Here is a 21,683-nt window from a genome sequence, read left to right as displayed (position 1 = left end):
CGAAATCTTTTACAATCGTCAGCGGCTCCACCAGTCGCTCGACTACAAAACCCCAGAACAATTCGAAGCCGAAAACGCCCCGGCATTAGCGGCGTAGAAAAACTGGCCCGCCGCTGTCCGAAAGTCCTGGGCTATCGCAGTAGAGAAAATGCCAATGACATTCGATCAACTGTTTTTAGGAGTTATTACTTTTGTTGGTGGGTTGTTTGCTGGTTTCCTGGCCACCTATTTCAAGGCAATGTTTGATACTGAAAAGACTCGGTTCGATTTCCGTATGAAAGTCTTACGAGACTTATGGGGGGCAGTAGTTTACGTGCGGTCTTTGGCTGCCAATCTTGACCCTATTGGAGATTTTATCGACTCTTCAGAGAAGCCAGAGGACAGGATAAAACGTAGGTTAAAAGAGTTCTTTCCCGCTCACTTAGCAGCAAAACGAATCGTGCGTTTTAACGAACCGTTCTATCCCGAAGAACTTGAGGCGATGGCGAGTAAGGTTTTGCTAGAGTCTATATCATTAGCTCGTTTAGTTGCTGATGAGTCGCGTCGTAATAGAGACAATTACTATGGCAAGATAGGTCGAAGAACTAAAAAGCTTAACGCCCTTACTGACGAGTTACGAGACGCGATTCGTCGGGAAGTCCATCGATCACCCTTCGTCCGACCAATTGATGAGTGAACGACAGAGTCGCTTACTAGACTCCGTATTGCGCAGCACAAATGGCGTCGATAATAGCATTATTCATAAATTCTCCCTGTGAAGGCCTCATACATAATTGAGCCCACACCGCATTCGAGCACTGCCACAAAAACATTTGCCCCCATCCCCGTCACTTAAAATATCACGCCTTTGCTACTCCCGGTTTACGGGCTAGAATTAGTCGGAAATCAATTCACGGCTGATCGCTCTTCGAGAAATCACCGGGAAAAGTGAGCAATTCGGTCGGGTGGCAGAGTGGTCGAATGCACCGGTCTTGAAAACCGGCGAACCTCCGGGTTCCCTGGGTTCGAATCCCAGCCCGACCGCTCTTTGGCGTTCATGTTTCAACGCCGTTTCGTGACCACCGTCTGTTAAGCGGAATCCTCCGTTTTCGGTTGAGCGAAAGTGGGGTTCTGTCAGTTTCTGCTGGGAAGTTCGTGATGCCTGCTTACGACGCTGTGTTAGTGGTTTCGTTTGGTGGTCCCGAGGGCCCGGACGAAGTCATGCCCTTCTTGGAGAACGTGCTGCGCGGCAAGCCGGTTCCTCGCGAGCGGATGCTGGAAGTTGCCGAGCATTATCAGCACTTCGGCGGGGTGAGCCCGATCAACGAACAGAATCGGCAACTGATCGCGGCGCTTAAAAACGAACTCGCGGCGCACGGCCATGAACTCCCGATCTACTGGGGCAATCGGAACTGGGACCCTTTGCTGGCCGACACGCTCAAGCAGATGGCCGACGATGGCGTGAAACGGGCGGTCGCATTTTTCACCAGCGCGTTCAGTTCGTATTCCGGTTGCCGGCAATATCGTGAGGACATCATGCGGGCCCAAGAAACGGTTGGCCCCGCGGCACCACAGATCGACAAGCTGCGGGTGTTCTACAATCATCCCGGCTTTATCGAGCCCATGATCGAAGCGGTCCGTGAATGTCTGAACAAAATTCCTGTTGAACGGCGGGACGCTACTCCGCTTCTCCTCACGGCCCACAGCATTCCGCTCAACATGGCGGACAACTGCCGGTATGTGGCCCAATTGCAGGAAGCTTGTCGGCTGGTCGCCGCCGGGGTTGGCCATGCGAAGTGGGAGCTTGTTTACCAAAGCCGTAGCGGCTCGCCTCATCAACCGTGGCTGGAGCCCGACGTGTGTGATCGCATTCGCGAGTTGCAGGCCGAGCAGCCGCTGGCCGACTTGGTGATCTTGCCGATTGGTTTTATCTCGGACCACATGGAAGTGCTGTTCGACATCGATACCGAAGCTCATGATCTTTGCGAAGAACTTGGAATCCAAATGCATCGCGCGGCAACCGTGGGCACGCATCCCAAGTTCATCGAGATGATTCGTTTGTTGATCGAAGAACGCTTGAGTGACGATCCCAAACGGATCGCCCTAGGCACGCTGGGCCCGAGCCACGATGTTTGCCCCGTGGATTGCTGCCTTTATACGCCGGCGAAACGATAAGCCCACAGCTTTTCCAGTAGTCTGCTGTATCAAATTTGCCGGTTGATGCGATTCTCGCATCGGTACGGGCTTCGCGGTGTTTGAAAACACCCGCCTTCTCACAGTGGCACGACCTAAGTTTAAGCAGCCGCGAGCACCGCCGTGCGCGCGGAACGCAAACTTGGATTCCGGAGCATTCGCTGATGAAACCTTATTTCCCTCTCTTGGAAAACTGGACTCCCGAGCAAGCCGCGCGGATGGAAAACGCCATCTTCGTGGCTCAGCATCGCCTGCAAGAGTTGGAAATGTTTCGCGACGAGCATTTGATCGAAACGTTGGATCGCCATCCCCGCCAGGATCTCGGCATCAACACCATGGGAACAGACCCACAGCTTCACCATGAGTGGCAAGAAGGCCGGGCGGGAAATTTAACTTCCGAGCAATTGTTCGAAGCGGTGAGCCGCGGCAAGATATGGCTGAATCTTCGCCGGGTGATGGACCATCATGCCGAGTATGCCGAGATCGTGGACCGCTTGTACGGCGAGTTGGAAGCGACCTGCCCCGGGCTGCACACTTACAACCGCTCGGCGAATTTGCTGATCTCGTCGCCGGATGCGATCGTGTATTACCACTTAGATTGTCCGGTAAACATGCTCTGGCATATTCGCGGCCAAAAGCGCGTTTGGGCTTACCCGCTTGAGACGGGCATCGTTTCCGACGAAACCATCGAAGGCGTGCTCTGCGGCGAGAAGTCGGAAGAGCTCGAATTCCAACGCGAATGGGATGAGCTGGCCGTGGTGTACGATCTCGAACCGGGCGAAATGGTCACCTGGCCGCAGCACACGCCTCACCGCGTGGTAAATACGAAGGGCGTGAACGTGTCGCTTTCGACCGAGCACATGACGAGTCGCGCCGCACGACGCAACAACGTTTTCTTGGCGAATCGCCACTTCCGCCATTTGTTCGGCGGTGAGTTTCGTTCGACCGAACTCACAGGCTGGCGGCCCGCGATGAAAGAATTCGCGTTACGCGTGATGCGGCGGTTGCCACTTGTCGCGCCGCAAGAACCCAAGGGGTTCAAGTATCCGGTGACGTTTGAAGTGGATCTCGACGCCCCCAATTGTGTGCGGCCGCTTAAGGAAGTGCGCGAGCATTCGCTGGCTTTGATGTAGGATCGGCGCTAAGCCGCGAGCAGCTTAGTGTTCGACGGTCTTGGTGTTCACGGTCATGCCGATTTGCGTGGCGGGGCGATCCAGGAGCGGACCGACTCGCTTGGCAAAGGCTTGCGGATCGACGTACCCTTCCATGAAGTCGAGGACTTCACCTTCCGGCGTGATCAACAGCGACGACGGATAGCCGCGAATGCCGAGCTTTTTGATCAACGCCGCATAATTATCCGAATGAGCCATCACCGATTCGGTCCGGCCGCGGAGCAGTTCTTTGACCTGCTGATTGCTGTAAGTGTCGGCAATCATCTTGCGACAGTAGGTGCAGTTGTTCGACGTGAACATCACCAGCAGCGGTTTTTTCTTTTCGATGGCTACCTTCCAAGCATCTTCGACCGTCTTGTGGTCAAAGACTCCTTCAGGTGCCGCGTGCGAGTGATCCCCGCGCGGCTTCTCGGCGCGAGCTTCGACGGCGAGAATCGCGAACAGCATGATCAAGAAGGCAATTTTTTTCATGGTACGTACCTGCGAGGCCAGCATCATCGGGTTTGCGTGGTTGACGATCCCTTGGCCGAGGCGATTCCTAATTGCAGACGGCGTTTGAACGTGTTGGCGTCGACATAACCTTCGATCATGTCGAGCACCTTGTTGTTGGAGCTCACCAGCACCGTGGTTGGATACCAACGAACGTGAAGTTTGGAAACCAGAGTCGCGTGCGTGTAACGGCCCGCTTGCAAAGTTTCGAAGGAACCCTTCACCAGTTCGTCGACTTCCGCTTGCTCGTAAGTTTCGTCGAGCATCTTGGTGCAATGAGGGCACTGCGGCATCGCCACATAGACCAAGATGGGGCGGTTTGATTCCTGGGCGGCGGTCCATGCGTCGGGATAGCTCTCGTGCTTGAACCGCGGCAGGTCCTTAATGTCGACAACTGCCGGAATTGCGTCTTCCGAAGCAGGAGTCTCGGCGACCTCGACCGCTTGTGTTTCGGTGGCGGGAGCTTGCTCCGAAGTCGCGGGGGACTCGGCACAACAGATGGCAACGGGTCCCAAAAGCGTGACGATGGCAAACCATCGCGTCGTGCGGGTCATTGTCCGTTCCATGCCGAGTTCCTCCATCGGAAGCGAAACATTTCTGTTTGAGCTAACGAGAAATATCGGCGGCTGCTAGCAGCGGCATGGATGATAATTTCGTGCGACGGAGATTCCGCACGACGGCTTTAGCTTCGCGCTCCCCTAGCGTGCGCAACTTCGTTACAACCGGACGTGATTTCGAGGTGACCAGTGGGATAGCCACGATTCAACGAATCGCAGGTCCCGGCGATTTGTTGAATCGCGGCTAAGCGGGAACCGCCCTATACGGCCACGCCCTGAGCGCGGGCCTTTTGTACGCCCGCGAAGCCGATGCGGGCCTTCATGCAGGTTTGCCGGAAGGATTCGGGATGAGGGACGCCCAAGAGGCGGAAGGTTTCGATCTGGCCGTTGCGGAAGATCAGATCGCCGGCGGGATACCACTCCTGACCCGGCTGAACGTCGAGTTCGATCGAGTCGAAACGGTCGAGCGAGACACTTTGCTGTTCGCCGCCACCAAACGCCTGCTCGACGAGAACCCGTTTATTGGTCAGCCGATAGCGCCGGCAAGCGGGGTTCGGCACGCCGAACACTACGAACGGCAGCCGTGGGATCAGCATGTGGAAGTAAAGCGGCAGAATAAACGGGATCGAGACGAGCGCCAGGATGCGGCCAATCGTAATCGGCAGGCCAAACAGGGTGATCCCGATGTCGTTGGCGAAGCGGCGTCCCCACCAGCGGCCAAAAGGAGTCGCGGCGATCGACGGCCAAACCGTCATAATCGTTACTTCTTTTTCAGTGGCAGGGGCCACACCGGCGATGGCAGTCGACATGTCAGGAATCCGCTGAACGAAAATACGTCAATCCAAGACCAGCAAAGTACCAAAACCGGCGTTAAGTGGCTAGTGGCGAGTCCAGCGAGCGGGGGACGTCAGTCCCCTGCATTTCTGGAGAAGTTACCGATGCAGGGGACTGACGTCCCCCGCTCACCTTGTGATGTTCGTCGTACAAAAAAACGGCCCGCGACTTTCGCCGCGGGCCGTTTGTCTTTTTTTACCGTTTTCCCGGCCACTGTGCAGACGTGGCAGCGTGCTTAGCTGGCAAAGCCAGCCATCACTTCGGCAGTCGCAAAGCTCTGACGCTCAGCCATGATCACATCATAGAGCTGAGCCGGCACCTCGGTCGGCGTGACGACCACTTGGGTCTTCCGGCGGCCCCGTTTAGGAGCAACCTTCTTCACCAACTTGCCGCCAACGGTTCCCCGACAGTTGGGAGAACCACAGCAGCAGTCGAACGCCCGGAACAAAATATCCTCCGTTTCATCGTAGTCCATGGTGAGCAATTCACCGGCTGCGATGTCACGAGTTGCGAAGTAGATGCGAGTTTCCACGTCGAGCCACGAATTGGGGCCACAACTGTGGAGCACCTTGCCCGCAAGGTAAGGATCATCCAGGTGGAGCCCTGGCGCCATTTGCAACGAGTGCAAAGTCATCTCCGTCGTAAGCGTGCCATTCATCCTAAATAGGACGCTGCCTTGAGAAAAATCCCGCAGCACAAGCACCCCTTGTCCACGCTCTCCATCGACGTCGAGGACACGGAAGTCTTCCCAACGGGCTTCGTTGGGAACCACTGGAAAGTGGTCGGGATAGAACCTTTTCATTTACGGTAAACCATCTCACTTGTGATACTTGACGGGGAAAAGAACTGCTCGAGCACTCGGTAGACGGTTGCTTCCTCGTATGGCTTGCAACTAAATACGTCGAGGTACATGTCGCGGTGATTGTCGTTCGAGTGGAACGAAATCTGGCTGGTCTCGATCAACTGGACGCCGGAGCAGCCAGTTTCGTGTCCTTTGCCGAAGCGGGCCACGATCGGAGGTCCAAAGCGGACCATGTCGATGTCGTCGGCCATGACGGTCAGGAATTCGTACAGTTTTTCAATCGAGAGAATCGCTTCGTTACAACCCAAAGCCGTGACCATCATATGTTGGCCGTAATGCTTTTCGCCGTTGTGAACGAGTCGTCGATACTCCGGAGGTGCTTCAGTCAACACAGATTAAATCTCCGTTCGTGCGGGTAGAACAAACATGGGGGTGCAACCTGCGACAACGCGTCGCATGAAAAATTGAGTTGCGTATTGCCCTGGCAAGGAAGTTAAAAATGCCGAGAGTACAGCCTTGAGCTAGCCAGCTTGCAGTCTTTGCGGGGTGGTCTGCTGAAAGTGTGGTGGGCGGATGAATTCATTGATCAGAGATTTTTATGCAAAGGCACCCCCCTTCGTCTAGTGTGATTCGCCGGTTTGGACCAAGAATGGGCGAAAAAGTGGAAGAAAGTTTATCCCGAAAAATTCTGGAAAAATTTGTTGGCCCTGAGTGCCGCGCTGCAGGCCGCTCACGCCACGCAGAGCCCCTCACGAAGCTCGAAGCCGAATTCGAACTCTCACAATTTCACACTCCGTGCGTGTCACACGCGCGCCGTGCGCTGGCAGTGCGGACCTGCCGCCAACAGATTTTCTTGTCGAGCGATGCTGTCGCGGTAAATCACTCTTTACTCAATTGCGGCTATTCGTTCCACGACACCTTAACAAAAGCGTTGCCTCCACTCGGGAGGCAACGCTGTGCGACTAATACTCGTAGAGAATCTGCTGTCCTAACCGTGTCGGTGACGCAGTAGGGCCCAAATGGCAGAGCTACCCGCCAGCAGCAGGGAGCTAGGTTCGGGGACGATTCCCGTGCTCGTCGATATATAGCCAACTGCAGCCTCATGGACGGCTTCGTCGACGCCCGAAGCGAGGACCCAATAAACTGGCTCCGAGTCGGTGAGCCCACCGACGGAGAACGTCGTGGCGAAGGCATACACCCCTGCAGAGGGACTTCCGACACCAATCCCTCCCGCACCGACCAGATCAAACAGCAAGTCTGCATGGATAAACCCTGCGGGGTCAGGCCCGCTGCCATCGGCGGTCAGGGCAAAATCGAATCCCGGGACCGCGCCACTTCCGTCAAACTGCAAGGAAAACGTCTCAGTCGGATCCGAGATCTTCAGTTCGTGGGGTGCTGCGAGTGAAACAAAATCGGGACTTCCCACGCCGTTCCAGTAAAACAAGCTCTTAGTCGATCCGCCGAGCGTGAACGTAGTGACGTTGAAGCCCACGAGCGCTCCGCCGGGAAGTGGCGTCTCGCCATGCACTGCCAATTCGTCGGGATCGGATTCCAGTCCGGGCTCATCAGCGCGATAAGCCGGGTTTGGCGCTTCGCCGAATTCCCCTTCCGCGATCCGTGGCTCAACGGCCACTTGGCCGCCCTCGTCAAACATTTCCAAATCACTGTGCTGAGCAGTTGCTGTGTCGATCATCACAGCACTTACTAGCAGCAACCAAACCATGCGTTGCCAATTCATCGTTAGCACCTCCAAAAAAATATACTTATGAATAACTACCACGGGAGGCACTGAGTTCACGGATTTGGTAGTTATCCAAGAACTAAGTACCCGGTGCCCCCCGTGGTAGCGATTCGATTTATGGTCTGCGTCCCACGGCTAATACCAAGAAACCAAACAGCAAAGCAGCGGACGCTGGTTCAGGAATCAAGACGGCTCCTGCGAACGAACCTCCGCTGAATCCCGCGTAGCGCTGCCAAATTAAAAAGTCGCGGCCGTCAACAACCGAGTTGCCATTGAAGTCGCCCGCGGCCCAACCTCCACTCGTCCCATAGTTGGTTTGCCAGACGGCAAGATCAGCCGCATTCACAAAGCCATCGAGATTCGCATCGCCGAATTGAGTGCCGAGAATATCAAACAACGTCGCCGCGTCAGCGTTATCAAGTATCGTATCAGCATTGAGATCAAAAAGCGGATCGCTGCTCTCGTTCTGAATCGCACCCAGCAGTGCGTCAATGTCGGCAGCATTCACAAGGTCGTCGGGCAGTTCATCATCACCCAACGGACTGACGTCGCCCAAGAGTCGAAATTCAGAAAACTCGTTGGCGAAAAATACATTCGCCGCCGCCATGGCACTTGTTTTCAAAGCTCCGGGTGGACCGTTGAACCATGCGACATAATGTGGGCGGGCAGTTTCTCGGACCAAATCACCGGTGAGATCCATTTGAAACTCCAAAGCCGTCAGAAAGATACCCGTGCTGGCCGCGGTGGAAGAGTTGTTATCGACGTCGAAATCAAAGTTCAAATGGCTGTGAATGCCCCCCGTTGGATCGGTTGCCGTGAAATCAAAGCCGGAGACATTTTCTGCTGCACCCGTCGCAATGGCCGACCCTAGCCCAGTTCGCACTTCCAGGCGATCGTTCAGATTCGTAACCGGTGTAAACTCGATCTCGCCGCTGCCATTCCAATAAAACAAGTTGGATGCAGGACCATTTTCAACACGAAAGGTTTTGATGTTGAAGCCCAGCGTCTTATTGCCAGGCAATGGCTGATAGTCGCTACTGGCAAAGAACGAGTTGTTCGCATTGATTGCGCTGATCCCCGGATTGCTGTCGACGAATGGAACGAACCCAGCAATGTCGTTGACGTGAAATCGTGCGCCGACGACATTTTGACCACCCGTATCCGGATCGGCAGAGCCTTTGCCGGTTAACAGCAGGCCATCCTGTTGGACGAGAAAGATATCGGCGTGGAAGGCCGAGGCTTGCGAAGCAAAGAGTGATAAAAAAATGGTTAATAGGAATCTGTTTATCTTCATGTTTCTAAATCTCTCACAAGCCACAAGTAAGTAGAGAGTACAAATAAGTCAGAGGTTTTACCCTCTGCACACTCTGCTTCCTCCTGTACTCACTCCTATCGAGTAATTGGTTTCACGAAATTGCTGCTCGCGGTTCCTTCCAGACACCATTGCTGAATCTGTTCCGAAGAAATCAGCTCGACGTGGCCGTCGCCGAACAAATAGTTGGCCCCGGTTCCCTGATGTTGCTCGGGGGCGATCTGCAACTTGTAGGCCTCCCACACCAAAGGCATTGCTGGGGTTTGATATTGCAGGTTGTAGCCGTTGAACCACTCCCATCCGTGAGTGTGGTCTTTGTCGTATCCTGCGACAGACTCGAACATGAGAATCACCTTGCCCGACTCGGCAACGTCCCACAAATTCCGAACTGCACGGTAGTTGTCCTGCATCTCGGGGGGCATATTCTCGAAATCCGGTGGATCGACAGCCAGATAGCTGTTGAGGACATAACTGGTTTTCTTATCGCGCAGGCGCTCGTCGGCCTGCGGATCTTCCGGACAAATCCGAATCGCGTCGACACTCTCCATGTGGGGTGCCAGCGAGTAGATCCATGATTGGTTCGTGCCCGTCGTGTGATCTTCGGCCTCTGGCATTTGGCCTGTATGTATGTTGGCATGCTGGTGGATCGCCAAGCCGATCTGGCGCATATTGTTGGCGCATTGCGTGCGCCGTGCTGCAGCTCGAGCCGCTTGCACGGCCGGCAACAGCAAGGCGATCAACACGCCAATAATGGCAATCACCACCAGCAGCTCCACCAAGGTGAAGGCTGTTCGAGCGCGCATGGGCGCATCTCCTCAGGGCATGTTTTCCAAGAATTGATGCGTACGAGTGAGCGCGATCACAAGCGAATGCGCAGCAACACACACATCGGAAAGAAGGGCCTGGATTTAGGCCACTGGTGGACCGCGCGCGGCATGAATCCCCGAGAGAGGGGCCACATAAGAAGCGTCATGCAAAACGTAATGAACAGCAGCCGGCCCAACATCGGCCGTAGCAAATTCAATTACGAAAGGCGTTTGAGCCTGAACCAAGAATTCGCAAATGGGGCAATCGTCGGCCGCCGATTTCCACGAATCGTGCTGCTCGTCGCTTTGAGCCACCTCAGCTGCGTGATCGTGATCATGATGGCACCCGTTGCCATGATCGTGAGGATCAGCATCGTGAGGATGAGCGTGTGCCACCCCCTCGGCGTGAGCATGGGCGTGGCAATGATCACCACAGTCCCAAACCGCGTGCAGGCCGTAGCCCAAGACTCCAGCCGACCCATAGGCCAACAGCAGAAGCCCGGCGATTATGCGGAATCGTGCGTTTTTGCTTAAAAGTCTCATCGTGACGACATCATACACTGCCAAGATACAAATGGCAATAGATTTGCAAATGAATTGCAAGTAGGTGGCGGCCCTTGTCCCTGTATTCGTTTAGGCATATATTTGTTCAGGCGAATATGAAAACAACAACATCAATAACTCCTGATCAGATTTTTCGCGCGCTCGCGGATCCAACTCGGTTGCGAATTTTGAATTTGCTCCGCGGCGGCGAGTTGTGCGTTTGCTATATCGTTGACGCCTTGAACATGCCTCAGCCGAAGATCTCGCGTCATCTGGCTTATCTGCGTAAAGCGGGCCTCGTGCTGGCTCGCCGCGAAGGCTTGTGGATCCACTATCGACTCGCTTCCCCGGCGGACGCATTCCATCAAAAACTGCTTGATTGCCTCGACAGCTACTTTTCGGAGGCCCCTGCCTTGCTGAAAGAAAGCAAGCGAGTTGATCGGTCTCGATGCTGCTGAAAGGTTTTTCATGCCCGGTCTACCTAAAGTTTTGTTCCTCTGCACTGGCAACTCCTGTCGTAGCCAGATGGCCGAGGGTTGGGCCCGTGCTTTGAAAGCTGATTCTATTGAAGCTTATTCAGCAGGTATTGAAACTCACGGCCTCAACCCTAACGCGGTGAAAGTGATGGCCGAAGCGGGTGTCGACATCAGCCAGCAAAAATCACAGCACGTCGATGAGTTTCGTCATGTGAATTTCGACTACGTTATCACCGTCTGTGATAACGCCGCCGAGTCGTGTCCACGGTTCCCAGGTCAAGCAAAGGTTATCCACCGCGCGTTTGATGATCCCCCGCGATTGGCCAAGCAAGCCGCCTCAGAAGAAGAGGCCCTCGGACACTATCGCCGAGTACGGGACGAAATTCGTGATTATGTAGCCACTCTCCGGGAGAGCCTTGAGGAGCATTCCCATGTCTAGCGATTGTTCCTGTGCCCCCGATTGCTGCCCGCAACGAAAGCTTGGTTTTCTGGACCGATTTCTCACGCTGTGGATCTTCTTGGCAATGGCCGTCGGCGTCGGGCTCGGCTACTTCTATCCTGGCGTCGATGGCGTCATCAATCGGTTTCAAGTTGGTACGACGAACATACCTATCGCGCTGGGATTGATTCTGATGATGTACCCACCCTTGGCTAAGGTGAAGTACGAAGAGCTTGGCGATGTGTTTCGCAACTGGAAAATCTTAGGCCTGTCACTGGTTCAAAACTGGGTCATCGGGCCGGTGCTCATGTTCGCGCTCGCAGTGCTGTTCTTGCGTGACTATCCCGAGTACATGACCGGGCTCATTCTGATTGGCCTGGCGCGCTGCATTGCGATGGTCATTGTTTGGAACGAGCTTGCGCGTGGCGACACGGAGTATGCCGCTGGACTGGTTGCCTTTAACAGTGTGTTTCAAGTGCTATTTTACAGCCTTTATGCTTGGCTCTTTATTACGTGGCTCCCTCCTCTTTTAGGCTTGGAAGGGAGCGTGGTTGAAGTCAGCATGGCCGAGATCGCCAAGAGCGTGTTCATTTATCTGGGCATACCGTTTCTAGCAGGCATGATCACTCGGTTTGTCCTTATCAAGGCCAAGGGTCGGCCGTGGTATGATTCGCAATTCCTGCCCCGGATTAGCCCACTAACTCTCATCGCCCTGTTATTCACGATCCTGGTGATGTTCAGTCTCAAGGGAGAACAAATCGTACAGATCCCCTTCGATGTCTTACTGATTGCCGTCCCGTTGTTGATTTATTTCGTTGTGATGTTCCTCGTGAGTTTCTACATGGGCCGCAAGATCGGTGCGGACTACTCGAAAACGACGACACTCGCGTTCACCGCGGCGAGTAACAATTTTGAACTCGCCATTGCCGTCGCGGTGGCTGTCTTCGGCATTGATTCCGGCGCTGCGTTCGCCGCCGTCATCGGTCCACTCGTGGAAGTTCCCGTAATGATTGGTTTGGTGAGTGTGGCAACCTACTTTCAAAGAAACTATTTCAATCCACTTACTGTTCCCAAAACAGTCAACTAGAACGGAACTAACATGAGCATCGAACAAGTCGTCCAAGATAAGTATGCGGCCGTCGCACGTAGTGGCCTTTCCACGGATCATGCTGGCGTGAAGGCCGTAGCTGCGGCATTTGGCTATTCAGATAATGAGCTCAGCTCGATCCCCGCCGAAGCCAATATGGGGCTCTCCTGTGGCAACCCCACGGCGTTTGCCAGCCTTAAACCGGGCGAAGTGGTCGTTGATCTCGGCTGCGGCGGCGGTTTGGATGTGTTCCTCGCCGCGGCAAAAGTCGGTCCTACCGGCAAGGCCATCGGCATCGACATGACGCCCGACATGCTGGAACTTGCCCGAGCTAACGCGATTAAAACTGGCCACAAGAATGTTGAGTTCCACGAAGCGACCATCGACAAGATGCCGCTGGCGGATGCGTCGGTGGATTGTGTGATTAGCAACTGCGTCATCAATCTGGCTGCAGATAAGCAGGCCGTGTTCAGAGAGATTGCCCGCATACTCAAACCGGGCGGTCGGCTGGCCGTTAGCGACATTGCGCTCAAGCAACCTTTACCACCCGAATTGGGCAATGATCTGATGGCCTATGTCGGCTGCATTGCCGGGGCCATTCCGATTGACGACTATGTTGCCGGCTTGAAGGCCGCGGGATTCGATGCAGTGGAAGTCATTGACAGTCAGTCCGATCTGAATGCCTATGCGAAAGTGGAGAATCAATCGGGCTGTTGCTCGCCTGCGATGACCGAAGGGCTTCCCGTGGTTTCGTGTTGCACGCCGACTTTGCACGAAAACATGGCAACCTTGCTTACCAAATACGACGTGAACGACTACGCCGCAAGTGTGAAGGTGTATGCGGTCAAACCGTAATTATGCCACGCTCGTGGCGTGCAGCTGCCGAAGTTCCTCAGCCATGATCCGCAGGCCATCGGCCACGGTCGCTTCCGATTGCGAGAACGTGACCCGCACGCACTGATGGCGATGGGGCCAATCCAATTCCGCTGGCAAGCCAAAGAAAAAATATTCACCAGGCACGAGCAGCATATTCTTTCGCTTAAGTCGTTCGTACAACTCGCGCGACGTGATCGGGAGTTCCGGAAACCACATCCACAAGAAAAATGCCCCTTCGGTGGCGTGAACTCGATAAGGAAAGTCTTCGCCAAATTCTTTGGCCACGATTTCGAGCGCGAGTTTCGCTCGGCGCTCGTAGAAGGGCTTAATAACTTCACGGCTGAGTCGCAATAGTTCTCCGCTCTTTAGCAACGGTCCCGCGATCGCTTGCCCAATATTGTTGTTCGCGAGCCCAATCACGGCCGTCATGGCCGCCAGTCGGTCGGCGATTTCCTCATGCGCAACGACAATCGCTGTGCGCGTCCCCGGAAGACCTAATTTGGAAAGGCTGAAGACCAACACCAAATCTTCGTCCCAACGTGGCAACTCGGCATCCGTGAAAATCGCGCCAGGGAACGGCAAGCCATAAGCATTGTCAAGCAACAAAGGCACGCCACGTTTTTTGGCGACACCGCGTAACTTCTCGACTTCGTCGTTGGTGAGCACGTTGCCGCTCGGATTCGTAGGCCTGCTCAGCGCAATCGCCCCGATGGAATCAACTTCTTCGACTCTCGCGAAATCGACGTGGTACTTAAATTCATGCTCGCCTCGGTATTCAATCTCCGGCTGACAGCCAGCAAACATCTCGAGAGCGACGCCCTGGTCGGAATAGCCGATGTACTCAGGCATAATGGGCAGCAGAATTTTTCGCTGCGACTTCCCGGCTGTGCCTCCTAACAAATTGAACAACTGAAAGAAGGCAGTTTGGCCCCCGGATGTGATCGCGATATTCTTCGCCGTGACATTCCAACCGAACTCGCGCTGAAAGGCCTCGGCCACAATCTCGCGAAACGCGGGGCTTCCGGCAGGGCCGTCGTAGTTCACCAGCACGCGGTCGCAGTAATCGGCCTTCGCAAGAATTGTGCTCAGCCGCTCCCGCCAGACTTCTTGGACTTCAGGCACCGCGGCCGGATTTCCCCCGCCGAGCATCCGCATTTCCCCTTGAAAAGCCCCGCTCAAAGCCTCGCCTAAATCGTCCATCAACTCAACGATTCCCACGCGCCCGGAAAGGCGTTTTCCCACATCACTGTACACAAACTTACTTTCAGACATATCGAACCAAACTTGTTATTTCGTCAAGAGTTACCAACACACCGATTGTGCATTTCGCCCGGGGTTGCGACAAGCTCCGTGGGTATGGTCCACGGTACTCAATGACACCTGCTTCTTGACCACGTATCAGTTTAACCACAAGAAATTCCTATTTTTATATTGCATTCTCAAAATACCCCCGGCATATTATGTGAACATTTGTCACCTATTGGCCATTTACCTGCCGGGGAGGTGTGTAGTGCTCGCAAAATTACATACTTTGTCGCTGTTGGGAATTGATGCGATCCCTGTTGAAGTGGAAGTCGATGTCTCCCCTGCGGCGATGCCCAAAGTCCTGCTTGTGGGTCTGCCCGAAGCTGCCGTCAAAGAAAGCACACATCGCATCGAGCGAGCGCTTGTGAACAGCGGCTATGTACGACCACAAAACAGGGTGGTAATAAATCTGGCCCCAGCAGAACTTCCAAAACAAGCGGCATCCTTCGATTTGTCGATTGCCCTGGGGTTGCTTGCAGCTAGTGGGCAACTTGAATCTGATTTATTCGACCAATATGCCGTTGCCGGTGAATTAGCACTCGATGGCAACACGCGACCCATCAAAGGTGCGCTTTCGATGGCCATGTCGGCCGCCGGCCTGGGCAGCAAAAAGCGTATGCGCGGCATCGTTGTCCCCACAGCCAACGCCGCCGAGGCGGCTGTCGTTGAAAATATCGAAGTCGTGGCGGTCGACAGTCTTGCGCAAGCCGCCGCATTTTTTGCTGGGCATCTGCCCATAGAACCGACTCCATCGCAGCTGGAAGAATTATTCGAACAGTTGGGCGGCTACGAAGTTGACTTCGCCGACGTCCGCGGACAGGAAATGGCCAAGCGTGCGATTACCCTTGCAGCAGCCGGCAACCACAATCTGCTCATGGTCGGCCCCCCTGGTTCCGGTAAAACTATGCTAGCCAAGCGGGTGCCAAGTATTTTGCCTGGACTAAGTGCCGAGGAATCAATCGAAACAACTCGCATCTATAGTGCGATGGGCAAACTGCCTCATGGTAAACCGCTGCTAGCTCGGAGACCTTATCGCGCACCGCACCATACGATCAGCAACGCCGGTCTCGTGGGGGGCGGTTCCGTTCCATCTCCGGGTGAAATCAGCCTTGCGCACAACGGCGTTTTGTTCTTGGACGAACTCCCCGAGTTTCACCGCCAAACCCTGGAAGTCCTACGTCAACCGCTCGAAGACGGCCGAGTCTCGATCAGTCGTGCACTCAGTTCAAGTGAATTTCCAGCGGATTTCATGCTCGTCGCGTCACTCAATCCCTGCCCCTGCGGTTATCGCAATGATCGCCGCCGTGAATGTCATTGCACGATTCCTCAAATTGAACGGTATATGAGTAAAATCTCTGGCCCGTTATTGGATCGGATCGACATTCATATTGAGGTACCCGCCGTGCCTTACGGCGAGCTTTCTTCAAAATCCCTTGGCACGAGCAGCGACGCCATGAAGGAAGCGGTGCTCCAGGCTCGCGCACGACAAACCGAACGCTTTGTCGGCACGACAACGCGAACGAATGCACAAATGACATCCCGGCAACTACGCGAAAAGTGTCCGCTTGATGCAACGTGCCAAAAACTGTTGGAGCAAAGCGTCGATCAACTGGGACTCTCGGCCCGTGCCCATGATAAAGTCTTGCGAGTGGCTCGCACGATTGCCGACGTCGACGGTGCGGAGAATATAGGCGTCGAACATATTAGCGAAGCGATCAACTACCGCATGTTGGATCGTCAGTTTTGGAGTTGATTATCGAATCGCTTTTTTATTTTCTAGAGTGTCTTCAATATAAAGTTTCGTGACCAACACAATGACAACGACGAGTAGTGGCGTGGCTAACACTAACCCTGCCGCACCCAGCAAGAGACCCAGCGCAACTTGTGCCACAAGTGTCAAAGCGGGTGGCAGTGAGACGGTGCGTTGTTGAATCATAGGTGTGATCAGATAGCTCTCAATTATCTGAATCGACAAATACAAAATTGCTACGTACATCGCCATCGTCGGCGATTCGACGAACGCGAGCAACAAAGCTGGCAGGGCCGAGAGCACTGGCCCAATGTTAGGAATAAACGTTAACAACGCCGCGATAACACCTATAGCGACGGGCAGGGGAATCCCTAGCAACCACAATCCAAGGGTAGTCAAGCACCCGACAACGAGCATCGAAACAAGGGTTCCTAAAAGCCACCAACGCAAAGCCTCATGCAAATCGTGGAGAACTTCCGTAAGCCGCTCACGTTTTGAAACCGGAAAGAGCCTGATCAATCCTTGCCAATAAGTCGCTGGATCAACGGCTAGGTAAAGTGCAAGAAAAAGAATAACTAAGGACGTGCTGAGAATCCCGGTCAATGAGCTAACAACATCAGTCGCATAGCTGGCGACATCTTCGCCTTCAAGCGGTAAATCGTCGGTCGAATGGGGCAATTTTTCTAAGAGTCGCTCGCCCCATGAATACTCCCGAATCTTTTCAGCCGTTTTTTCCCAAGAGCGGGGAAGCTCTTCGGCTAACATCGTCAACTGCTCGGCCACAGGGTCTCCACTCACATAGAGTCCCGCTCCCATTGCTAACACCAACACAACGAGAGAAATTGCCAACGACCATCCATAGGACAAGCCGGTCACTTTGGCAGTCAACTCGGCAACGGCTCGCAAGAAAATAGCTAGTAGCACCGCGCCAAAGCATAGCAGCAGCACCGCGGAAAGTTTCCAACTCACGATGCCTATCGCCACGATGGCAACAAAGATGAGTGCTGAAACAACAAAACGTGTGCCAGGAGGCTTCGACGCGTTCGTGCTATTATTCGAGCCTGGTATTGATTCAGACATTGTCTCTCGCTCCAGGTATTTACTTGGCGGTTGATTCACTTAGTGGCGCTTCGTGCCACCCGCTTTAACTTTCTTCCTAGCGTTGTCTGCCTGGCCGGTCATCTCATACAAAAACCGACTCGGCACCGTTTCACGTGGCTTGCCCCACTTCCGCCGCGTCAATGCAAATGACATCGTCAATTGCTCTTGCGCACGAGTCACGCCCACGTAACACAGTCGCCGCTCTTCATCGATCGCATCTCCTTCGATTTCGACCGATCGTTTGTGCGGCAGGATGCCTTCTTCCATTCCCACCATGTAGACATAAGGAAATTCTAACCCCTTGGCCGAATGCAGCGTCATCAAGGCGATGGCATTGTTTTGGAGTTGGTTCTCTTTGTCCTCACTACTATCACGCCCCCCCAGAGCGATGTCATCCAGGAATTCCTGCAAGCTTGGTGTTTTCGAATGAGCCTCGTACGAAGCCGCGGCGTTGACGATTTCTTCAAGCGAAGCCGTGCGGGCCTCGCGATCATTCGGGTCGGGGTACTGCCGATCAATTTCCCGGCGATAGCCGGTTTCGGCAATCACTTCGTTCACCAATTCGGCGATCGCCAACTTCTCTTTGGCCTTCTGCAAGGAAAGAACGAGTTGCTTGAACTTCTGCACGGCCTCCGCCGCCGTCGCGTTAATTCCGATCGTGCTTGCCTCGGACAAGACTTCCCAAACTGTTTTTCCTTTGCTCGTCGCGGTACTGACCAATTGCTTCACGGTCGACGCACCGATATTCCGCGCGGGGGTGTTGATGATGCGCAACAGCGAAGGTTCATCGCGCGGATTTTCAATCACCTTCAAGTAAGCGAGCAAATCGCGAATTTCCTTGCGATCGAAAAAGCTCATTCCTCCCAACAGAATGTAAGGCAGTTTCACACGGCGAAGTTCTGTTTCAAAGGCCCGCGGTTGTTCGTTCGTGCGGCAAAGGATGGCAAAGTCTTTCGCCCGTACTCCTGGTTCCTCCAGTTGCCGTTTGATGTCAGCCACGACTTGCTCGGCTTCTTCCGTTTCGTCTTGCAGTTGCATGATACGCGGCCGCTGGCCATTCGGTCGTGCCGCCCGCAGCACTTTGTCGTGCCGCAAACGATTGAAGGCAATCAGCGTGTTCGCGTAATTCAAAATCGCAGCCGTCGAACGGTAGTTGTCTTCCAGCCGCACAATTTTCGCGTCAGGCCAATCCTTTTGGAAACCCAGAATGTGCTGAACTTCCGCACCGCGCCAACCATAAATCGATTGGTCATCGTCCCCCACGACGCACAGATTGCGATGCCCCATCGCCAGCCCTTTCACGATCTGGTACTGGCTTTGATTCGTGTCTTGATACTCGTCGATCAGCACATGATCGAAGAGGCCAGCTTCATCGCGGCGGACGGTCGCAAACTTGGCGAACAATTTTTGGGTGAGCAGCAGGAGATCGTCGAAATCGACCATTCCCTTGGTCTTTAAATGTTCCTGGTAGCGTCGATACGCCGCCGCGGCCAAATGTTCCCTATCACTTTCAGCCACCGACGCCGCGCGCGACGGCTCGTAGCATTTGTTCTTCCATTGGCTGACAATTGCCAACAGATCGCCTGGCTTTAGCGATTCGTCGGGACAGCGAATCTCACGCAGCGCAGCGCGGGCTTCCCCCTCTTGATCCCCGCGATCGCATATCACGAACTGTTTGGGATAGCCCAGTTTATCAATATGCCGACGTAGGACTTTCACACAGAGCGAATGAAAGGTCGCTATGAACGGACGAGCTTGCAATTTCTTTTTGGGTCCCAGAAGGTGGCTGGCGCGTTCCTGCATTTCGCCGGCCGCTTTGCGGGTGAACGTCACCGCCAGGATACGGTCCGGTTTCGTGCCTCGACGAATCAATTCCGCAATTCGATACGTCACGACCCGCGTTTTGCCGGTTCCCGCTCCCGCCAGCACCAAGAGGGGCCCAGAGAGCGTCTGGACCGCTTCGCGTTGTGGCGGATTGAGTTTATCGGACATGGCAGCAGTTATTTTGCTAGGCTCGGGCAGGCGGAACCTTGGATAGTAGCCCTCTTCGCAGGGCGAGAAAAGGACTTGACGTTGGGCCGAGACTTGTCGCTCGCGGAGCCGCCTTGACGCTAACCGCTGACAATTTCTACACTTCGGTATTATCGCGCGGCCGGAACCGTGCCCTTCCTCTCACTTTTGATTGATTGCCGACGCCATGAAATCCGAACGCCGCCACGATCTGGAAACCAACCAACTTGCCGTCCAAGTGCAAGATTTTATCGACCGCGCTAAGCCCTACGCCTCCCAAATAGCGTTGGTCGTCCTCGGGCTGGTTGTCCTTGGCTACATAGCTTCATCTTGGGGCAGCGCTAACTCAGCGACTGAGAACGAAGCCTGGACGGAATTCACGCTCGCCAGCTATTCCGGCGATCCCGAACTCAACTCGATGAAGCTGCTTGCTGAGAATGAAGAATTCGCCGGCACGCCAGTTCCCGAGTGGGCCTATCTCGCTTGGAGTGATCGCCAGCTTCTGTTGGCTTCGCAATCGTATCTCACTGATCGCACAACAACCAACAAGCGGCTCGAACAAGTCCTTCCTATCTATACGGAGATGGCTGCGGGAGCTGGCAACGCTCAACTGCAAGATCGTGCTCGCTATGGCATTGCCCAAGTTCTGGAAATGCAAGGCAAAGTCAAAGAGGCTCGCGAAGCCTATGGAAAAGTCAAAGGTGACCTCGCAACCATTGCAGCCGCGCGGGCCGAACAACTTGATTCAGCTGATGTGGATGCTGCGTGTGAATGGCTCGCCACGGCTGAACTTCCCAAACGTGAAACACCTTCAACCGGCGGTGCAGCATTAGGAACGAAACCTGACTTCGATGCCGAAGTTCCAGCGGCAACTCCAAACAGCACACCCACCAGCGACACCCGCACATTGGAAGAAATCATTGGCGGAGACATCGGTGCGGCTGAAGTCGATCGCTACGAAGAAACGGAAGAAGCAGCCCCCACGACCACGCAGCCTCCTGTTGACGAAGTTTCCGAAATGATCGAGGAAAAAGTCGAAGAAGCATCTGCCGACAAGCCCGCCGACGAACAGACAAGTCCATGAAACCGGACGAAGTCGAGCTACTCCCCGCGGATGATGACGCCGAGGATTTTCCTCTCGTCAGTCCCGCCGACGCCACAGCGGAACAACAATTCTCGTTCGTTGTTCCGGCGGAAGCTGCCGGTCAACGTCTCGACGTATTTATCACAGCGCAAATTCCTCACACGAGCCGGATGAGGATTAAGCGCGGCATCGATACTGGCAAGACTCTCGTCGATGGAATTCCTGAGAAAGCTGCCCTACGGGTTGAAGCCGGGCAAAAGATCGATTTCACATTGCCTGCGCCCCCAGCGGTTGGTCCCGAGCCCGAGCCAATCCCGCTCGATATTCTCTACGAAGACGAAGCAATCGCGGTCGTCAATAAACCGCCGGGGATGGTCGTTCATCCTGCGCGGGGGCATTGGTCGGGCACACTGGCCAGCGCGCTGGTCCATCACTTTGGTGAGCTGAGCCAATATGGCGGCGCGATTCGCCCCGGAATCGTTCATCGGCTCGATCGCGATACCAGCGGCGTAATGGTCGTGGCCAAAACTGACGCTGCCCATATGCATCTCGCCGAGCAATTTCAGAATCGCACCGTCGAAAAGGAATATCTCGCCATCGTGCTTGGTTCTCCCGACCGTGACCGCGACATCATCGATATTCCCATCGCGAATCATCCGTCGCACCGCGAAAAGATGACGCTCTTGGCTAACCATTCCACCAGCCGGGCCGCCCAAACTTTTTACGAAGTCGAAGAGCGTTTTCGTGGCTTTGCGTGCATACGTTGCTTTCCCAAGACGGGCCGCACCCACCAAATCCGGCTGCATCTTGAATCGATTCGCTGCCCCGTGCTGTGCGACAAGCTCTACGGCGGCCGCGCTAGGCTCACGCTCGAAGAACTGCGCAACATGACGCGCATGAAGCAACTGGCTACCGACCGCGCGCCCGCGGAAATTGTGCTGGACCGGCAAGCCTTGCACGCCCATATCTTGCGGATCTCGCATCCGCTCACCAGCGAACGCCTGGAATTCCGCGCCGAGCTGCACGCCGATCTCGAAAGCGTGCTTGTGCTCTTGCGTGAAGCTTCGCAAAAAGCCTAATTTACTCGCATCCTATCGCTGCCGTTCGCTAGCCAAACAGGAGTCTGA

22 protein-coding genes, 1 tRNA gene and 1 pseudogene are annotated in these 21,683 nt (G+C 54.7%); 11 read left to right on the top strand and 13 right to left on the bottom strand.

The features are described 5' to 3' along the window. The first annotated feature begins 154 nt into the window (after positions 1-154). The 4 genes from AC6T8Q_RS06410 to AC6T8Q_RS06395 all read left to right on the top strand — a co-directional run bounded on the left by AC6T8Q_RS06410 (position 155) and on the right by AC6T8Q_RS06395 (position 3,305). A complete protein-coding gene (locus AC6T8Q_RS06410; RefSeq protein WP_500678275.1) occupies positions 155-676 on the top strand; it encodes a hypothetical protein in 522 nt (173 codons plus the stop codon). Positions 677-938: 262 nt separating this feature from the next. Next, positions 939-1,023: transfer RNA gene (locus AC6T8Q_RS06405), tRNA-Ser, on the top strand. 114 nt (positions 1,024-1,137) lie between these two features. Continuing rightward, a complete protein-coding gene (locus AC6T8Q_RS06400; RefSeq protein ID WP_500678274.1) occupies positions 1,138-2,154 on the top strand; it encodes a ferrochelatase in 1,017 nt (338 codons plus the stop codon). 182 nt (positions 2,155-2,336) lie between these two features. Then, positions 2,337-3,305 (top strand): hypothetical protein, encoded by a 969-nt coding sequence (locus AC6T8Q_RS06395; protein ID WP_500678273.1) that lies wholly within the window; start codon positions 2,337-2,339, stop codon positions 3,303-3,305. A gap of 24 nt (positions 3,306-3,329) precedes the next feature. Here the strand turns inward: AC6T8Q_RS06395 and AC6T8Q_RS06390 are convergent, their stop codons facing one another. From AC6T8Q_RS06390 to AC6T8Q_RS06345, 10 genes and pseudogenes are all read right to left on the bottom strand, one after another. Beyond that, positions 3,330-3,815, bottom strand: coding sequence for a thioredoxin family protein (locus AC6T8Q_RS06390; RefSeq protein ID WP_500678272.1), 486 nt, complete (start codon positions 3,813-3,815; stop codon positions 3,330-3,332). Positions 3,816-3,838: 23 nt separating this feature from the next. After that, positions 3,839-4,399, bottom strand: coding sequence for a thioredoxin family protein (locus AC6T8Q_RS06385; protein WP_500678271.1), 561 nt, complete (start codon positions 4,397-4,399; stop codon positions 3,839-3,841). A 251-nt stretch (positions 4,400-4,650) separates the two neighbouring features. After that, positions 4,651-5,199, bottom strand: a complete 549-nt coding sequence (locus AC6T8Q_RS06380; RefSeq protein ID WP_500678270.1) for a PH domain-containing protein — start codon at positions 5,197-5,199, stop codon at positions 4,651-4,653. A 260-nt stretch (positions 5,200-5,459) separates the two neighbouring features. Next, the gene (locus tag AC6T8Q_RS06375; RefSeq protein ID WP_500678269.1) at positions 5,460-6,026 is read right to left on the bottom strand and encodes an SET domain-containing protein; all 567 of its coding nucleotides are present in this window, start codon (positions 6,024-6,026) and stop codon (positions 5,460-5,462) included. After that, positions 6,023-6,418 (bottom strand): S-adenosylmethionine decarboxylase, encoded by a 396-nt coding sequence (locus AC6T8Q_RS06370; RefSeq protein ID WP_496919365.1) that lies wholly within the window; start codon positions 6,416-6,418, stop codon positions 6,023-6,025. The genes AC6T8Q_RS06375 and AC6T8Q_RS06370 overlap by 4 nt, the downstream gene beginning before the upstream one ends. A 596-nt stretch (positions 6,419-7,014) precedes the next feature. Continuing rightward, positions 7,015-7,764: a hypothetical protein gene (locus AC6T8Q_RS06365; protein ID WP_500678268.1), complete on the bottom strand. Its 750-nt coding sequence runs from the start codon at positions 7,762-7,764 to the stop codon at positions 7,015-7,017. A gap of 118 nt (positions 7,765-7,882) precedes the next feature. Continuing rightward, positions 7,883-9,061 carry a hypothetical protein gene (locus AC6T8Q_RS06360; RefSeq protein WP_500678267.1) on the bottom strand — a complete coding sequence of 393 codons (1,179 nt, stop codon included), beginning with the start codon at positions 9,059-9,061 and terminating at the stop codon, positions 7,883-7,885. Between the two features lie 95 nt (positions 9,062-9,156). After that, positions 9,157-9,648, bottom strand: coding sequence for an H-X9-DG-CTERM domain-containing protein (locus AC6T8Q_RS06355; protein WP_500678281.1), 492 nt, complete (start codon positions 9,646-9,648; stop codon positions 9,157-9,159). After that, a pseudogene (locus AC6T8Q_RS06350) lies at positions 9,622-9,882 on the bottom strand (type II secretion system protein); the annotation flags it as partial. The gene AC6T8Q_RS06355 and the pseudogene AC6T8Q_RS06350, both read right to left, overlap by 27 nt. A gap of 105 nt (positions 9,883-9,987) precedes the next feature. After that, positions 9,988-10,428 (bottom strand): hypothetical protein, encoded by a 441-nt coding sequence (locus AC6T8Q_RS06345; protein ID WP_500678266.1) that lies wholly within the window; start codon positions 10,426-10,428, stop codon positions 9,988-9,990. Between the two features lie 116 nt (positions 10,429-10,544). On the opposite strand from AC6T8Q_RS06345, the gene AC6T8Q_RS06340 reads away from it, so the two are divergent. Genes AC6T8Q_RS06340 through arsM form a run of 4 tightly spaced genes read left to right on the top strand, consistent with a single transcriptional unit; the run spans position 10,545 to position 13,285 of the window. Beyond that, positions 10,545-10,886, top strand: a complete 342-nt coding sequence (locus AC6T8Q_RS06340) for an ArsR/SmtB family transcription factor (protein ID WP_500678265.1) — start codon at positions 10,545-10,547, stop codon at positions 10,884-10,886. A gap of 10 nt (positions 10,887-10,896) precedes the next feature. Further along, a complete protein-coding gene (locus AC6T8Q_RS06335) occupies positions 10,897-11,343 on the top strand; it encodes an arsenate reductase ArsC (RefSeq protein ID WP_500678264.1) in 447 nt (148 codons plus the stop codon). Beyond that, positions 11,336-12,430 carry an ACR3 family arsenite efflux transporter gene (gene arsB, locus AC6T8Q_RS06330; protein WP_500678263.1) on the top strand — a complete coding sequence of 365 codons (1,095 nt, stop codon included), beginning with the start codon at positions 11,336-11,338 and terminating at the stop codon, positions 12,428-12,430. The genes AC6T8Q_RS06335 and arsB overlap by 8 nt, the downstream gene beginning before the upstream one ends. A gap of 12 nt (positions 12,431-12,442) precedes the next feature. After that, the gene (arsM, locus tag AC6T8Q_RS06325) at positions 12,443-13,285 is read left to right on the top strand and encodes an arsenite methyltransferase (RefSeq protein ID WP_500678262.1); all 843 of its coding nucleotides are present in this window, start codon (positions 12,443-12,445) and stop codon (positions 13,283-13,285) included. Here the strand turns inward: arsM and AC6T8Q_RS06320 are convergent, their stop codons facing one another. Next, the gene (locus tag AC6T8Q_RS06320) at positions 13,286-14,578 is read right to left on the bottom strand and encodes a valine--pyruvate transaminase (RefSeq protein WP_500678261.1); all 1,293 of its coding nucleotides are present in this window, start codon (positions 14,576-14,578) and stop codon (positions 13,286-13,288) included. 238 nt (positions 14,579-14,816) lie between these two features. Between AC6T8Q_RS06320 and AC6T8Q_RS06315 the strand changes: the two genes are divergently transcribed. Further along, positions 14,817-16,364, top strand: a complete 1,548-nt coding sequence (locus AC6T8Q_RS06315) for a YifB family Mg chelatase-like AAA ATPase (protein WP_500678260.1) — start codon at positions 14,817-14,819, stop codon at positions 16,362-16,364. Here AC6T8Q_RS06315 and AC6T8Q_RS06310 read toward each other — a convergent pair whose 3' ends face one another. Both AC6T8Q_RS06310 and AC6T8Q_RS06305 read right to left on the bottom strand, forming a co-directional pair. Then, on the bottom strand, positions 16,365-17,441 hold the full coding sequence (locus tag AC6T8Q_RS06310) for an AI-2E family transporter (RefSeq protein ID WP_500678259.1): 1,077 nt from the start codon (positions 17,439-17,441) through the stop codon (positions 16,365-16,367). It lies immediately after the preceding gene. Between the two features lie 39 nt (positions 17,442-17,480). Further along, on the bottom strand, positions 17,481-19,454 hold the full coding sequence (locus AC6T8Q_RS06305; RefSeq protein ID WP_500678258.1) for an ATP-dependent helicase: 1,974 nt from the start codon (positions 19,452-19,454) through the stop codon (positions 17,481-17,483). 205 nt (positions 19,455-19,659) lie between these two features. On the opposite strand from AC6T8Q_RS06305, the gene AC6T8Q_RS06300 reads away from it, so the two are divergent. Then, positions 19,660-20,556, top strand: coding sequence for a tetratricopeptide repeat protein (locus tag AC6T8Q_RS06300; protein ID WP_500678257.1), 897 nt, complete (start codon positions 19,660-19,662; stop codon positions 20,554-20,556). Then, positions 20,553-21,635, top strand: a complete 1,083-nt coding sequence (locus AC6T8Q_RS06295) for an RluA family pseudouridine synthase (RefSeq protein ID WP_500678256.1) — start codon at positions 20,553-20,555, stop codon at positions 21,633-21,635. Before AC6T8Q_RS06300 ends, AC6T8Q_RS06295 begins: the two co-directional genes overlap by 4 nt. The last annotated feature ends 48 nt before the right edge of the window (positions 21,636-21,683 follow it).

This window comes from Bythopirellula sp. (assembly GCF_041737835.1).
Lineage (GTDB): Bacteria > Planctomycetota > Planctomycetia > Pirellulales > Lacipirellulaceae > Bythopirellula.
Note: the sequence above shows the minus strand (reverse complement) of the source record. Positions and strands in the feature narration are given on the sequence as shown.